Genomic DNA, 14,087 nt, shown 5'->3' with positions numbered 1-14,087 from the left:
ACGTCCGCGTCCTCCCTGCCCGAGGCGCGCCGAGAGGTCAGGCGGGCCGCTCATCGTGCGGCGGAGGGCGGCAGCGGACGGTAGCGGGCGCCGACCGCCTCCCCCAGGGGCCGGACGACCGTGCCGTGGGACTTCCGGGTCGCCAGCCAGCCGAGGAAGTCCTCCAGCAGCTTCGGCGACACCGAGTAGTCGCCGCAGTCCTCGCAGACCCGGTGGAAGACCAGCGGCAGGACCCCGCCGATCTTCTCGGCGTCGAAGACCTGCTGCTTCAGGCGCCGAAGCGGCGTGTCCGGGCCCGCCGAGCCCGCCGTGCGGATCGCGTGCCGGTCCCTGGGGGGCAGGCTCTCCGCCGCCGGACAGGCCGGGCACGGGAACTCGCGGAGCCCGCCGACGTCGCGGGCCGCGTCGTAGCCGCACCGGCGGGCCGCGGCCTCGGCGCGGGCGTCCACCGAGCCGAAGGGGTAGGCGAGCGTGACGGGCCGGTATCCCCAGGAGACCAGCTTCCGGCGGTCGTCGCAGATCTGGGCGCGCTGCTCGGCGACGGTCAGCTCGGGCAGGCGGAGATGCGTCAGCGTGTGGCCGCCGATCTCGTGGCCCGCACGGGCGATCGCGGCGAGCCCGCGGCGGGTCAGCTTCCGCTCGTGCCCGACGGTGCCGGTGTTGACGTAGAAGGTGCCGCGCATGCCGTGCCGCTCCAGCATGCGGGCGACGGCCGGGTGGGTGGCGTCGCCGTCGTCGAAGGTGAGCGAGACGATCGCCTTGGCCCGTTTCGGCGCCCGGCCTCCGGCCGCCCCCGCCGCCCGGGTTCCGGATGCCCCCGCCGCACGGGCGCCGGCGGCCTCCGCGCCGGCCCCTCCGGCCGTACGGTGCCCGGCGGCCCCGGGGCCCTCCCGTCCGTCCGCCCGGGCCGCACCCGGGAACGCCACCGGAAGGGCCGTCAGGAACGCCGTGAGAAGCACCGCCAGGACGGCCGTCGCGGGCGGCCGTGTCCGGCGGGCGGTCCTGTCGGCGGGCACGGCCCTGCGGGCGGCGGAGGGAGTCATACACACCACGGTACAAGCCGGTGATCACCGGCACACGCGGGGTCACCGAACCGTCCCGGCGGAATCGCCGGGACGGCTCCGGGTCAGGCGATGTCCTCGCCCTCGACGCGCATGACGCTCACCACGTCGCGGACGATGTCCATCTCGCGCAGCCCCTGGATGGTGGCCGAGAGGGCGGCGTCGTCGGCGCGGTGGGTGACGAGGACGAGCTGGGCGTCGTCGCCGTGCCCCTCCTGGCGAACGGTCTGGATGGAGACGTCCTGTTTGGCGAACATGTCGGCGACCCGGGCGAGTACGCCCGGCTTGTCGGCGACGTCCAGGGAGACGTGGTATCTCGTGACCGTCTCGCCCATGGGGTGCACCGCCAGGTCGGCGTAGGTGGACTCCTCGGGGCCGCGGGTGCCGGCCAGGCGGTTGCGCGCCACGGCCACGATGTCGCCCAGCACGGCGCTCGCCGTCGGGGCGCCGCCGGCGCCCGCGCCGTAGAACATGAGCCGGCCGGCGGACTCCGCCTCCACGAAGACCGCGTTGTACGCCTCGCGGACCCCGGCCAGCGGGTGCGACCTGGGGATCATGGCGGGGTGGACCCGCACGCCGAAGGAGCGGCCGTCGTCGGAGCGGGCGCAGATCGCCAGCAGCTTGATGACGTATCCCATGGCTCTGGCGCCGGCCACGTCGGCCGCGGTGATCTCGGTGATGCCCTCGCGGTGGACGTCCGCGGCCGTCACGCGGCTGTGGAAGGCGATCTTCGCGAGGATCGCGGCCTTGGCGGCGGCGTCGAAGCCCTCCACGTCGGCGGTGGGGTCGGCCTCGGCGTACCCCAGGGCCTGGGCCTCCTCCAGCGCGTCGGAGAACGACGCCCCGGTGGAGTCCATCTTGTCGAGGATGTAGTTGGTGGTGCCGTTGACGATGCCCATCACCCGGTGGACGCGGTCGCCCGCCAGCGACTCGCGCAGCGGGCGGATCAGCGGGATGGCCCCGGCGACGGCCGCCTCGAAGTAGAGGTCGGCGCCGTTGGCCCGCGCCGCGGCGTGGACGGTCGCGCCGTCCTCGGCGAGCAGCGCCTTGTTGGCCGTGACGACCGACCTGCCGCCTTTCAGGGCCGACAGGATGAGGGACCTGGCCGGCTCGATGCCGCCGATCACCTCGACGACGATGTCGACGTCGTCCCGGGCGGCCAGCGCCTCGGCGTCGGTGGTCAGCAGGGCGGGATCGACCTCGATGTCCCGCCTGCGGCCGAGCCGCCGCACGGCCACCCCGGCGAGTTCGAGCGGGGCCCCGATGCGCGCGGCGAGGTCGTCCGCCTGCTCGTGCATCAACCGGATCACCTGCGAGCCGACGACGCCGCACCCGAGGAGGGCGACTTTCAGAGCCATGCGCCCGCACCACCCATCTCGCTCACGGCCGCCCTCACAGCTGGCCCCTCAGCAGGTCTTCCTCGGTCTCCCGGCGGACGATCACCCGGGACTCCCCGCCCCTGACCGCCACCACGGCGGGCTTGGGGAGGTAGTTGTAGTTGTTGGCCAGCGACCGGCAGTAGGCGCCGGTGCCGGCCACCGCGACCAGGTCGCCGGTGGCGAGGTCGGCCGGCAGCCACAGGTCGCGGATCACCATGTCGCCGCTCTCGCAGTGCTTGCCCACCAGGCGCGAGAGCATCGGCTCCGCGTCGCTCTCCCTGGAGGCCAGGCGCGCGGTGTACTCGGCACCGTACAGGGCCGTGCGGATGTTGTCGCTCATGCCGCCGTCGACGCTGACGTAGGTGCGCAGTCCCTCGACGTCCTTGATCGTGCCGACCTCGTAGAGCGTGACGCCCGCGCGGCCGGCGATGCCGCGGCCCGGCTCGACGGTCAGCCGGGGCACCGGCAGACCGGCGGACTCGGCCACCCTGGCGACGATCTCCCGCAGGCCGTCGGCGATCACCTTGACGTCGGGCGCGGTGTCGCCCTCGACGTAGGGGATGCCGTAGCCGCCGCCGAGGTCGAGCTCGGGCAGGACGACGCCGTGCTCCTCCTTGATCTGCACCAGGAGCGTGGCCAGCCGCCGCGCGGCGACCTCGAACCCGGCCGTGTCGGTGATCTGCGAGCCGATGTGGGAGTGCAGGCCGACGAGCTCCAGCTGGGGCAGGGCCAGGACGCGGCGGGCCGCCTCGGCCGCGGCGCCGCTGCTGAGGGAGAAGCCGAACTTCTGGTCGTCGTGGGCGGTGGCGATGAACTCGTGGGTGTGCGCCTCGACGCCCACGGTGACGCGGATCATCACCCGGGGGCGCGTGCCGTGCCGCTCGGCGAGGAAGCCCAGGCGGGCGATCTCCTCGAAGGAGTCGGCCACGATGTGCCCGACGCCGGCCTCGACGGCCCGCTCCAGCTCGGCGAGCGACTTGTTGTTGCCGTGCATCGTGATCCGCTCGGGCGGGAAGCCGACGCTCAGCGCGACGGCCAGCTCGCCGGCGCTGCACACGTCGAGGCCCAGCCCCTCCTGCATGATCCAGCGGGCCGTCTCGCGGCACAGGAACGCCTTGCCGGCGTAGTGGACGTCGCCGCCGGCGAACGCCTCGCGGTAGTCGCGGCACCGGGAGCGGAAGTCCTCCTCGTCCACCACGTAGAGAGGGGTACCGTGCTCGGCGACCAGGTCCCTGACGTCGGCGCCGCCGATCGTGACGGCGCCGCCGTCACGGCCGGCCGTTCGCGGCCAGATCTGGGGATCGAGTCCGTTGAGGTCGGCGGGCGCGTGCGGAGGGCGCTCCTCGGGCAGCACCTCGGCGTGCCGGTCACCGGCGGGATGGGCGAATCGACTCACCCGATCGAGGCTATCGGACCCGGCGGCGCCGATGAGACGGATGACCACCTGTCGAGACGCCGTCCTCCCCAATGGCATGAAGTTTTCACGTGTTTCACACCCGAGACGCGATATTTTTACGTTTCTCCCCGCTTTCGCCGTCAGGACATCCGTGCCCCGACCCCGCCGCGCGGAGGGACCGTACCCGGGAGACCGTGCCCGAAGGGCCGCGCCGCCGCCCCCGTCGCCGGGAGGCCGTCAGGACACCTGTTTCGCCGGGACGCCCCAGGTGTTGCACGCCCCCACCGTGCCGGTGCGCTGCCCCCGGGCGATCCACGCGGCGCTGCTGGCGCCCGAGCCGTGCGACTGGCGGTAGCTCGCCGCCGGGCCGTCCGCGTCGCCGGCGTCGGCGGCGGCCAGCCGGCGCTGGTCGCGCAGCAGGCGCGGGCCGACGACCCGCAGCGCCGCCGCGGCCAGGCAGTCGGCCTGCAGTTCGAGCCGCCGTGACCACGCCTCGTCGAAGGTCTCCGAGCCCCGCCGGTCGGCGATCCCGCTGACCTCCTGGACGTGGTGGGCGTACTCGTGGGCGAGGGTGAACATCATCGGGGCCGTCCGGCCGTCGCCGCCCTGGACCAGCACGTTGACCACGCGGTCCCTCGGGCAGTAGATCCCGGCCCAGTCGTGGTCCTCCTTGCCGCACGCGGCGTCCGCGGGGACGCGGACCAGCCGCAGCTCGGAGGGGGGCGTGTACTCGACGCCGGCCTCGGCGAGCGACGCCGCCCACATCCGGTCCAGGCAGCGGGCCAGGGCGCGCAGGGTCACGCCCGCCCGGGCGTCGAGGTCGCGGGGCAGCCCGGCGCAGCGTCCGCCGACCGGCCGGGTCGCGGCGTAGAGGCGGTGGGTGGCGGCGGCCGACCGGGGCGAGCCGGGCGCGGTCCCGATGAGGCTCCGGAGGTCGCCGCGGAGGTAGACCGTCCCGCCCGCGATGACCGCGAAGGCCAGCGCGATCGGCAGGACGCGCCGGATCACCCCTGGCCTGCGAGGCTCCCCGGGCGCCCAGTCCCGCGGACCGCTCATCGACCCCTCCCGTCCGTTCGCTCCGTAAAGGTTCCCCACGGACTGTCCGTGAGGGTTTATCACAGGCGGCTCGGCGCTGTCTCGCCGAGTGCGGCCAGCCCTTCGGCCAGCACGTCCCGTACGGCGCGGGCCAGCCGTACCCGGGCGGCGTGCAGCGGCGAGGGCGGCTCGTCGCCCGAGGGCAGGGCGGGGGCGCGCTCGAACGCGTCGTGGTAGGCCAGGGCGAGCTGCTCGGTGTAGGCGGCCCAGCCGGGGTCCCGGCTCACCCGCCTGCCGGGCAGCTCGGCGAGCGACCTGAGCACGGCGCGGTCCGGGCGGCCGGTGAGCAGCTCGGGCCGGAAGTCCCCGGCCACGCCCAGCTCCGCGGCCCATCGCTGCACGGCCACCGCCCGCACGTGGGCGTACCGTACGGCGAAGCCCGGGTTGGCCCAGGTCCGCGGGAGGTCCGGCCAGGGAGGAGGACCGGCGGCGGCCGGGACCGTGGAGGCCACCGGGGCCGGGCCGATCTCGGCGACCAGCTCCCCCGGCACGGCGACCTCGATCTCCAGGAACCCGCCCGGTCGTACCCGCACGGCCGCGATCCCGGGCAGCGCGCGCAGCCGCGCCGCCATCGCCTCCGGGTCCTCGCCGCGCCGCAGCGCGGCCGGGGAGACGTACGTCGCCGCCTCGGCCCAGGTGCCGCGCGGGATCGGCGGCAGGCCCAGGACCTCCGCGAGCCCGCCGGGCGTCACGGCCGGCCGCCGGGGGTCGCGCCCGCGGGCGGCGTCACACCGGCGAACGAGCCGGTGAGCGGTGCCATGGCGGTGAGAGGCGTCATGCCGGTGAGCGCGCCCGTGAGCGGCGTCACGGCGGTGAACGCGCCGGTGAGCGGTGCCACGCCGCGCAGTCTAGACGAGCGCGTGCGGCTCGGGCGGGCCGTAGTCGACGAGCCGTGCCGCGCCGAGGAGCCAGCGGTCACGGTCGCGCACGCACACGTAGCCGTAGCGGTCGGCGGAGAAGACCTTGATCCCGTCGGCCCGGCACTGACGCATCAGCACCTCGTCCCAGCCCTCGGAGACGTCGGCGAAGCCGATGCCGCGCAGAACGGCGCGGCGGGCCAGCAGCGTCGCCCCGGAGACCTCCGGCAGATAGGAGTACTCGGCCGCCGGCTGGCGCAGCACCGTCGCGGCGACGTCGCGCATGTGGGCGAAGTAGGCCGCCTTGCCGACGATGTCGGCGGTGGTGAACAGGAAGGGGCGGGCGAGGTCGGTCAGGTAGTGCTCGCCGTAGAGGTCGCGGCCGTCCATGACGGCGACCAGGTCGCCCTCGCACAGGTCCAGGGCGCGGTTCAGCATGCCGCCGAGGGTCGTCCCGGACTCGGCGCGGCGGGCCGTGACGTCCACCCGGTCGGGCATCGCGGCGCGGGCCCGCTCGGCCGCGTCGGCGGCGTCCGACAGCACGACGAGCTGGACGACGCCCTTCTGCGGCGCGACCTGGGCGAGGGCGTGGTCGAGGTCGCCCCGGTCGATCAGGATGACCGAGATGTTCAGGGTGGCGCGGGCGCTGGGCAGGCCGATCGCGTCGAGCAGGTCGTCGACCTTGTGGCTCATCGTGCCGCCGGCGTAGACCTGGCGGAGCGCCGCGTGGGCCCGGCGGTCGTCGGCGGAGAGGGCGAGGGCGTCCGGCGGGGCGGGCGGCCCGGCCTGCGGCGGCGCCTCGGCCACGGCTCCGGCCGGGTTCACCGGGGTGATCGGGGTGCCGCAGGCGGCCAGCTCGGCCATCCGCCAGGGCTCGGTGCCCGGCGGGCAGTACACGGCCCTGGGCCAGCGGTAGGAGGTGAGGACGTCGGGATACGACAGGTGGGCGGGGAGCAGTTCGGCGAGGGTCAGCACCCGGTCGAAGCGGTCTCCGGCCAGCGGCAGCGGGTTGTGGACCCGGGGCTGGACGGCGAAGGGCAACAGGCCCAGGGAGGGCGGGCGGCGGCCGGGCTCCGGCTCCCGCGCCGCCAGGGCGGCGCCCCACTCCTTGACGGTGCCGGGCAGCGCCGAGACGACGTGCTCGAACAGGCCCGCGGCGGCGGTGAAGCGGCCGACCTCGCCGTGGGTGTGCCAGAAGACGGTGCGGATGCCCCGCTCGGCGCACCACGCCAGCAGGGCGCGCAGCCCCGGGCCGGCCTCGCGCACCTCGTCGGCCCAGGGGCCCTCGGTGACCGACTCCACCAGCAGCAGGTGGGGGACCTCGGCCGACAGGGCGCGGGTGAAGTCGCCGGGGGTGAACCCGGCGGTCTGGCGCCACTCGTAGCGCAGCAGCGCCTCGGCGTGCGGTTCGGCGACGACGGCCGCGGTCAGGTGGGGGCGGGTGTTGGGGCCGGTCGGCACGCGGAAGGGCTTGAGCTTGACCGAGGCGCCGCCGACGATCCGGGTGGAGGTGGTGGCCTGGAACGACGCGCCGGGGACCTGCCGGTCGGTCTTCCTGGTGACCGGGATGGGCTGCCGCTTGGGCGCGGCCGGGCGCTTGGCGGGCTTGGCGGCCCCGCGCAGGCCGCGCGCCAGCCTGACCGGGTTGCTCTTGCCCGTCTTGATCGCGTCGCCGAGCCGGGACCAGCGGGCCACCTGCACCGACGAGAGCTTCCACCTGGCCACCTCGGCCTGGTAGCGCTGCTCGGCCAGGTCGCGGCGGAGCCTCTCCTCGGCCGCCTGCGCCGCGGCGAGGCCCTTCTCGGCCTGCTCCAGGCGTTCGCGCAGCGCGTTCGCCTCGGCCGATGCGCGCTCCGCGTCGGCGATCTTCGCCTGCGCCGCGTCGAGCAGTCTGGCCAGCTCGGCGGCCCGCTCCGCCTGGGCCACGGCGTCCCGCAGCGCCAGCCGTGTGCTCTCGAGTTGATCGCCCGTCACGCCGTCCTCCGATTCCTTAGCCGGGCGAAAGGATACCCTTTACTCAATCGCGACAAAGAGGAGTAGCACGGTGCAGTGGCCGACGTTCAATGTGAGGCCGTACGTCTGCGGCGGCATCGGCCACCTCGACGAGGCCGCGCTGGAGACCCTCCGGCAGGCCGGGCCGCGGGTACGGCCCGCGCTGCGCGAGCCGGGAGCGGCGCTGTTCAGCTCCTCGCCGCTGCCGCCGTACCACCGCGGCGAGGGGACGTGGGCGTTCGCCTGGGGTGAGCGCGGGCCGTCGGGACCGGGCCGGACCCGGTCGTGGATCGGGATCGCGGAGGAGTACGAGACGCCCGGCCTGATCGGCGACGGCGAGCGGATCGTGCTGCACGCCGGCGGGCTCGGCCTGGTCGACGTCTACTACCTGGCGCTGGACGGCGTGGTCTACTTCTCCTCCCTGCTGGAGCCGCTGCTGTCGCTCACGCGTGGGCCCCACGAGGTCGACTGGGAGGCCTGGGCCGCGATCATCCAGGTCACCTTCCCGCTCCGCGACGACACCCCCTACACCGGGGTCAAGCGGCTGGCCGGGGCCGGGGCCCTGGTGCTCGACCGGGCAACCGGCCGGATCGCCACCGAGCGGATGCTGCCCCGCTGGCTGCGGGAGGAGCCGTTCGAGGCGGGGCGCTCGGCCGGGGAGATCCTGGAGATCCTGCACGAGGTCTACAAGGACTTCGAGGACCGGCCGCTGCTGGTGCCGGTCAGCGGCGGCTACGACTCGCGGCTGCTGTGCTCGGTCGCGGTGTCCCGGGGCGCCGACGTGGAGTCGTGGACGACCAGCCCCGACGACGGCACCGACACCGACATCGCCTTCGCCCGCGCCATCACCCGCGAGCTGGGCGTACGGCACCGCGTGATCCCCCAGGACCCCGCCGCCTACCCCTCCGACGCGCTGGACGTCGCCCGGCGTCTCTCCTTCCTCACCCCGCACCACGCCTGGTACGCCCCCTTCGCCCGCGAGGTCCACCGGGCGGGCCGGACCCTGGTGGACGGCCTGGCCGGCGGGCCGCTGCTGAAGAACTTCATGGTCAGCGGGGCCGCGATCACCGCCTCCTCGCAGGCCGAGCGCAAGGCCGCGCTGCTGGGCTCGCTGTCGCTGGGCGCCCCCTCGGTGCCGTTCCTGTCCGAGGCCGCCGACGAGTGGATCGGCTCCGTGGTGCGGACGGCCTTCGACCAGTCGACCTCGATGCTGAACGGCCACCGGGCCGAGCTGCCCCTCTCCGTGCTGCACACCCGGACGGCCCGGGGCATCGCCCGCTCCGCCGTCGACCTCGTCGGGCCCGAGGTGTCGTTCGTCGCGCCGTTCATGCACCCGGCCTTCTTCGACGCGGCGCTGTCGGTGGGGGTGGCCAGGAAGGACGGCGGGCGCTTCTACCGGGAGCTGCTGCACGCGGCCGATCCGCGCGTCGCGGCGCTGCCCTCCACCAACGTGGTCAAGCAGCCGCTCCAGCGGGTCCCGCTGCGCTCGGCCGCCGCGCCGGCCAGGGAGTACGGTCACCGCATGCTGGCCCGGGTCGCCTCGACGGTGCCCGAGCTGCTGTCGGAGCAGCTCCAGGACGTCGTCGCCGCCGGGCCGGACGCCCTGGCGCGGTTCAACGGGTGGAACGACCGGTTCTGGGTGCGCGGCCTGGTGCTCTTCGGGGCCTGGCTCACCGACAACGAGGAGCGCCTGACCGGCCTCACCCCGCCCTGGGCCTGAGGGACGCCCTCCGGGGGTTCCGGACCCGTCCGGCTCCCCCCGTTCGAAACGGCCGCGCCCCGGAACCCCCGGGACGGCATCGCTGGAAAGCCCTTTCCCACCGTCCCCGGCGCGGACCGGCCGGGTGACCGTACGCCCAGGTCAGCGTGATCGTGGCCGACGGCTTCACGGTAAAGGAACGGTAAGTGTCGTGACGGCTACGCGCGTATGGCGCGATACTCGCGGGGAATCCGCGGAACGGAGCGGAGACCGTCCGATTTCTGGGGGTTCCCCGCACCCCTCCGGCTGGTAGTCTTCGCGCAGAAAGCGCCACAAACGGACGGCACCGAACCACGAATTCGGTCCGACCGGGGCCCGGAGCTCATGGGGATGACGACTCCCGGCCAGCGCGGTCACCACAACATGTCCAGCCGGTAGACCGGCGACATCGTCCTGCCCTTTCTCACCCTGAGCGAGAACACGATGCACGCATCCCCCTCCCCCGAGACCGTGTCCGAGGACTTCGTCTCCTCCGACCCGCAGTGGTACAAGCGCGCGGTCTTCTACGAGGTGCTGGTCCGTGGGTTCAAGGACTCCAACGGCGACGGCACGGGAGACCTCCGCGGTCTCATCGAGAAACTGGACTACCTCCAGTGGCTCGGCGTCGACTGCCTGTGGCTGCTGCCGCTGTACGAGTCGCCCCTGCGTGACGGCGGATACGACATCTCCGACTACATGAAGATCCTGCCGGAGTTCGGCGACCTGGCGGACTTCGTGAAGCTCATCGAGGAGGCCCACCAGCGGGGCCTGCGCATCATCACCGACCTGGTGATGAACCACACCAGCGACAAGCACCCGTGGTTCCAGGCGTCCCGCCACGACCCCGAGGGTCCCTACGGCGACTTCTACGTCTGGGCCGACGAGCCGACCGGCTACCCCGACGTCCCGATCATCTTCATCGGCGCCGAGGAGTCCAACTGGACCTACGACCCGGTCCGCAAGCAGTACTACTGGCACCGCTTCTTCTCCCACCAGCCGGACCTCAACTACGACAACCCGGCGGTCCAGGAGGCCATGCTGGAGGTGCTGCGGTTCTGGCTGGACCTCGGCATCGACGGCTTCCGCCTCGACGCGGTGCCGTACCTGTTCGAGCGTGAGGGCACGCCCTGCTCCGGCCTGCCGGAGACGCACGCCTACCTGAAGAAGGTCCGCGCCGAGGTGGACCGCCTCTACCCGGACCGGGTGCTGCTCGCCGAGGCCAACGGCTGGCCCGAGGACGTGGTCGAGTACTTCGGCGACCCCTCCACCGGCGGCGACGAGTGCCACATGGCGTTCCACTTCCCGCTGATGCCGCGCATCTTCATGGCCGTGCGGCGCGGCAGCCGCGAGCCGATCTCCGAGATCATGTCCCGGACGCCGAAGCTCCCGGAGAAGGCCCAGTGGGGCATCTTCCTTCGCAACCACGACGAGCTGACGCTTGAGACGGTCACCGAGGAAGAGCGCGACTACATGCACGCCGAGTACGCCAAGGACCCGCGCATGCGCGCCTACCTCGGCATCCGGCGCCGTCTCGCCCCGCTGCTGGAGAACGACCGCGACCAGATCGAGCTGTTCACCGCGCTGCTGCTGTCGCTGCCCGGCTCACCGGTCATGTACTACGGCGACGAGATCGGCATGGGCGACAACATCTGGCTGGAGGACCGCGACGCGGTCCGCACCCCGATGCAGTGGAGCCCCGACCGCAACGCCGGGTTCTCCCAGGCCGACCCGGGCCGGCTGTACCTGCCCACCGTCATGGACCCGATCTACGGCTACCAGGCGATCAACGTCGAGGCCCAGGAGCGCAACCCCGCGTCCCTGCTGCACTTCACCCGCAGGATGCTGGAGATCCGGCGCAACCACCCGGTCTTCGGCACGGGCGTCTACAACGAGCTGTGGTCCGGCAATCCGGCCGTGCTGTCCTTCATCCGCGAGGACGGCGACGACCTGATGCTGTGCGTCAACAACCTGTCGAAGTTCCCCCAGCCGGTCGAGCTGGACCTGCGCCGCTTCGAGGGCATGACGCCGGTCGAGGCCCGCGGCTCGGTGCCGTTCCCGCAGATCGGCACCCTCCCCTACCTGCTGACCCTGCCGTCCTACGGCTTCTACTGGTTCTCCCTCACCCGCCCGTAGACGGTCCCGCCCGCGAACCGGTGCGGTACGGCCCCGCCGTACCGCACCGGTTCGCGGCGTTCGGCGGGCCCGGGTCCCGGGCCCGGAGCGTGACCGGGGGCCGGCGCCGGCGGTGCCGACGGTGCCGGCCCGCGGCTATCGGGCCGTGACCGGGACCTGGGCGCGGGCGGCCTTCCTCGCCGGGATGAGCGCGACCAGCAGGGCCGCGCCGACCGCGACGGCCACCGCGACGGCCAGGGTCAGCGGCGAGGGGGCCCGGCCGATGCCCGCGCCGACGCCGCTGGTGTGGCCCTGAAGATCCACCAGGCCCGCCACCACGGAGGTCCCGGCGGCGGCGCCGGCCACCACGCCCAGCACGACGAGCAGGCCGGTGCCGGTGACCAGCGTGGCGGCCACCTGCCGGGGGGTGAGGCCCATGGCCTTGAGCACCGCCAGGTCCAGCGCGTGGTCACGCAGGCCCAGGGCGCTGGCGGTCAGCAGGTTCGCCAGGCCCAGCAGCGAGAGCACGGCGATCAGCGCGACGATCACCACGCGGATGACCGAGAGCCGCTCGGCCGGGTTGACCACCCGGGTCACCTCCAGCTTCTCGCCGGAGGCGTCCAGCAGCCGGGCCCGGACCGCCGCGGGGTCGGCTCCCGGCGCGAGCACCAGGCTGTAGAACTGCGGCGGCACCGCGTCCTTGGCCGCGAGGGTGTCCATCCCCAGGGAGAGCACCTCGCCGTCCTGGTCGGGCTCCACCACCCTGCCCACGATGTGCACGATCAGCGGCGTGCCGCCGACCGTCATCCGCACCCGGTCGCCGATCTTCACGCCCAGCAGGTCGAGCAGCCCCTGCCCGGCCAGCGCCTCGCCCCGGGCGGCGAACATCCGCCCCTCCGCCACCCGGAAGGGGTACGGCTCCGCCGAGGTGCCCAGCGCCCTGGCCAGCACGGTCCTGGTCTGCTCGGGCTCCAGCGCGGAGACCTCGGCGCCGGGGTAGACGGCCCGCACCTGCGGGTCGGCCGCGGCCAGCCGGGCGGCCTCGTCGGCGGGCAGCTTGTCGGGGTGGACGACCAGCGCCGCGGCCTGCCCGACCCGCTCGGGGTGGCGCAGGAAGTCATCCAGGGTCGCCCAGCACCCCAGCCCGATGGTGATCATCATCATCGGGACGGCGAGGCCGAAGATGCTCAGCAGCGCGGGCGTCCGCCGGGTGAAGGCGTCGCGGGTGCCCAGGACGAGCGCCGGCGGCAGCCGTACCAGGAGGGCCAGCCGGGCCATCCGCGACAGGCGGCCGCGGGGCGGGGCGGCGGGCATAGCGGGCAGCGGCGGCGTGCGGCCCCCGCGCCAGGCGGGCAGGGCCGCGGCGACCACGACCACCGCGGCGGTGCCGAGGATGATCAGCAGCAGCGGCAGCGGCGACGGCGGCAGGAGCGGCATCCCGTCCAGCGCGAAGAAGGCGACGAGCTGCCCGCAGACCAGCCCGCAGGCGATGCCGAGCAGGCCGAGCGCGCCGTGCTCCACGGTCAGCAGGCCGAAGATCTGGCCCCGGGTGTAGCCCAGCGACTTGAGGGTGGCGATGTCCCGGGTCTGGGTGAGCACCCGGCCGCCCACCGCGTTGGCGACGGCCAGCGCGGCGGCGACCAGCCCGGTGGCGCCGAACAGGGCCAGCAGCAGGCCGAGCAGCCGGTTGTCCAGCTCCATGGCCGCGCGGATCTCACGCCAGGTGGACATGCGCTGGATCTGGTCGTCCAGCAGGGTGACCGCGCCGTGCACGGCCGGGAGGGTGTCCTCGCCGTCCACGAGCCGCAGGCCGGTGACCGACTCGCTGCGGCCGAGCGCGGGCTCGACCCTGGCGAGGGTGGAGGTGAGCGTCCAGGCCAGGCCGGGCGTCCACTCGGGGTAGAAGCCCTGGTCGGCGGTGTCGGCCAGGCCGACCACGGTCATCGGGTGCGAGGCGCCGTTGAGCGCGGTGACCGGGAAGGGCGCGCCGATACGCAGGCCCAGCGCCTCGGCGAAGGACCGCTCGACGACCACGCCGTCGATGTCGCCGGGACGCAGCCACCGCCCCTGCCGGACCAGCGGTGTGGCCACCGCCGGCGGCGTCGCCGCCATCCCGCGCAGCGCCACCGGCGACTTCTTGCCCTCCAGGGTGAGCGTCACCGGCGCGGTGCGGTACGGCCCGGCCACCTCGGCCACACCCGGCAGGCGGGACAGCGCGGTCACGTCGGGGGCGTCCCTGGTGTGGATCCACACGTGGGCGCCGCGGGACTCGGCGAACAGCCCCCGCCAGGGGTTGGTGCCGTCCTCCAGGAGGGTCACCGAGACGATCAGCGCCGTGACGATCCCCGCGACCGCGAGCACCGTCAGCAGCGCCTGGCCCCGGCGGGCCCTCAGGTCGGCGCGGATCCACCGGGCCGATGCCCTGGCCGTGCTCATGCCGGGGCCCCCGGGCGCGCG

At 74.2% G+C, this 14,087-nt stretch carries 10 protein-coding genes; 2 read left to right on the top strand and 8 right to left on the bottom strand.

Annotation, left to right across the window (positions count from 1 at the left end):
• Positions 1-50 precede the first annotated feature (50 nt).
• From ACFYSC_RS21995 to ACFYSC_RS21965, 7 genes are all read right to left on the bottom strand, one after another.
• Positions 51-1,043: a polysaccharide deacetylase family protein gene (locus ACFYSC_RS21995; RefSeq protein ID WP_389964578.1), complete on the bottom strand. Its 993-nt coding sequence runs from the start codon at positions 1,041-1,043 to the stop codon at positions 51-53.
• A gap of 83 nt (positions 1,044-1,126) precedes the next feature.
• A complete protein-coding gene (locus ACFYSC_RS21990) occupies positions 1,127-2,419 on the bottom strand; it encodes a homoserine dehydrogenase (RefSeq protein ID WP_389964575.1) in 1,293 nt (430 codons plus the stop codon).
• A gap of 34 nt (positions 2,420-2,453) precedes the next feature.
• The gene (lysA, locus tag ACFYSC_RS21985) at positions 2,454-3,836 is read right to left on the bottom strand and encodes a diaminopimelate decarboxylase (protein WP_389964572.1); all 1,383 of its coding nucleotides are present in this window, start codon (positions 3,834-3,836) and stop codon (positions 2,454-2,456) included.
• 237 nt (positions 3,837-4,073) lie between these two features.
• On the bottom strand, positions 4,074-4,892 hold the full coding sequence (locus ACFYSC_RS21980) for a neutral zinc metallopeptidase (protein WP_389964569.1): 819 nt from the start codon (positions 4,890-4,892) through the stop codon (positions 4,074-4,076).
• A 59-nt stretch (positions 4,893-4,951) separates the two neighbouring features.
• Entirely contained in the window at positions 4,952-5,623 is a 672-nt protein-coding gene (locus ACFYSC_RS21975) for a DALR anticodon-binding domain-containing protein (protein ID WP_389964567.1), read from the bottom strand.
• On the bottom strand, positions 5,620-5,769 hold the full coding sequence (locus tag ACFYSC_RS21970) for a hypothetical protein (RefSeq protein ID WP_389964564.1): 150 nt from the start codon (positions 5,767-5,769) through the stop codon (positions 5,620-5,622). Before ACFYSC_RS21970 ends, ACFYSC_RS21975 begins: the two co-directional genes overlap by 4 nt.
• Positions 5,770-5,779: 10 nt before the next feature.
• On the bottom strand, positions 5,780-7,762 hold the full coding sequence (locus ACFYSC_RS21965) for a glycosyltransferase (protein ID WP_389964561.1): 1,983 nt from the start codon (positions 7,760-7,762) through the stop codon (positions 5,780-5,782).
• Between the two features lie 70 nt (positions 7,763-7,832).
• Between ACFYSC_RS21965 and ACFYSC_RS21960 the strand changes: the two genes are divergently transcribed.
• Both ACFYSC_RS21960 and treS read left to right on the top strand, forming a co-directional pair.
• Positions 7,833-9,500 (top strand): asparagine synthetase B family protein, encoded by a 1,668-nt coding sequence (locus tag ACFYSC_RS21960; protein WP_362930384.1) that lies wholly within the window; start codon positions 7,833-7,835, stop codon positions 9,498-9,500.
• A 462-nt stretch (positions 9,501-9,962) separates the two neighbouring features.
• A complete protein-coding gene (treS, locus tag ACFYSC_RS21955; RefSeq protein ID WP_389964558.1) occupies positions 9,963-11,651 on the top strand; it encodes a maltose alpha-D-glucosyltransferase in 1,689 nt (562 codons plus the stop codon).
• Between the two features lie 135 nt (positions 11,652-11,786).
• Here treS and ACFYSC_RS21950 read toward each other — a convergent pair whose 3' ends face one another.
• Complete coding sequence (locus ACFYSC_RS21950) at positions 11,787-14,066, bottom strand: FtsX-like permease family protein (protein ID WP_389964555.1); 2,280 nt, start codon at positions 14,064-14,066, stop codon at positions 11,787-11,789.
• Positions 14,067-14,087: the final 21 nt, after the last annotated feature.

Source organism: Streptosporangium sp. NPDC004379 (assembly GCF_042873875.1).
GTDB lineage: Bacteria > Actinomycetota > Actinomycetes > Streptosporangiales > Streptosporangiaceae > Streptosporangium.
The sequence above is the reverse complement of the archived record's forward strand: the minus strand, read 5'-3'. Positions and strand labels throughout refer to the sequence as shown.

What these genes read in the sequence shown, in the direction of transcription:
- ACFYSC_RS21995 (WP_389964578.1), bottom strand. Translation starts at nt 1,043, where the DNA reads ATGACTCCCTCCGCCGCCCGCAGGGCCGTGCCCGCCGACAGGACCGCC.
- ACFYSC_RS21990 (WP_389964575.1), bottom strand. Translation starts at nt 2,419, where the DNA reads ATGGCTCTGAAAGTCGCCCTCCTCGGGTGCGGCGTCGTCGGCTCGCAG.
- ACFYSC_RS21980 (WP_389964569.1), bottom strand. Translation starts at nt 4,892, where the DNA reads ATGAGCGGTCCGCGGGACTGGGCGCCCGGGGAGCCTCGCAGGCCAGGG.
- treS (WP_389964558.1), top strand. Translation starts at nt 9,963, where the DNA reads ATGCACGCATCCCCCTCCCCCGAGACCGTGTCCGAGGACTTCGTCTCC.
- ACFYSC_RS21950 (WP_389964555.1), bottom strand. Translation starts at nt 14,066, where the DNA reads ATGAGCACGGCCAGGGCATCGGCCCGGTGGATCCGCGCCGACCTGAGG.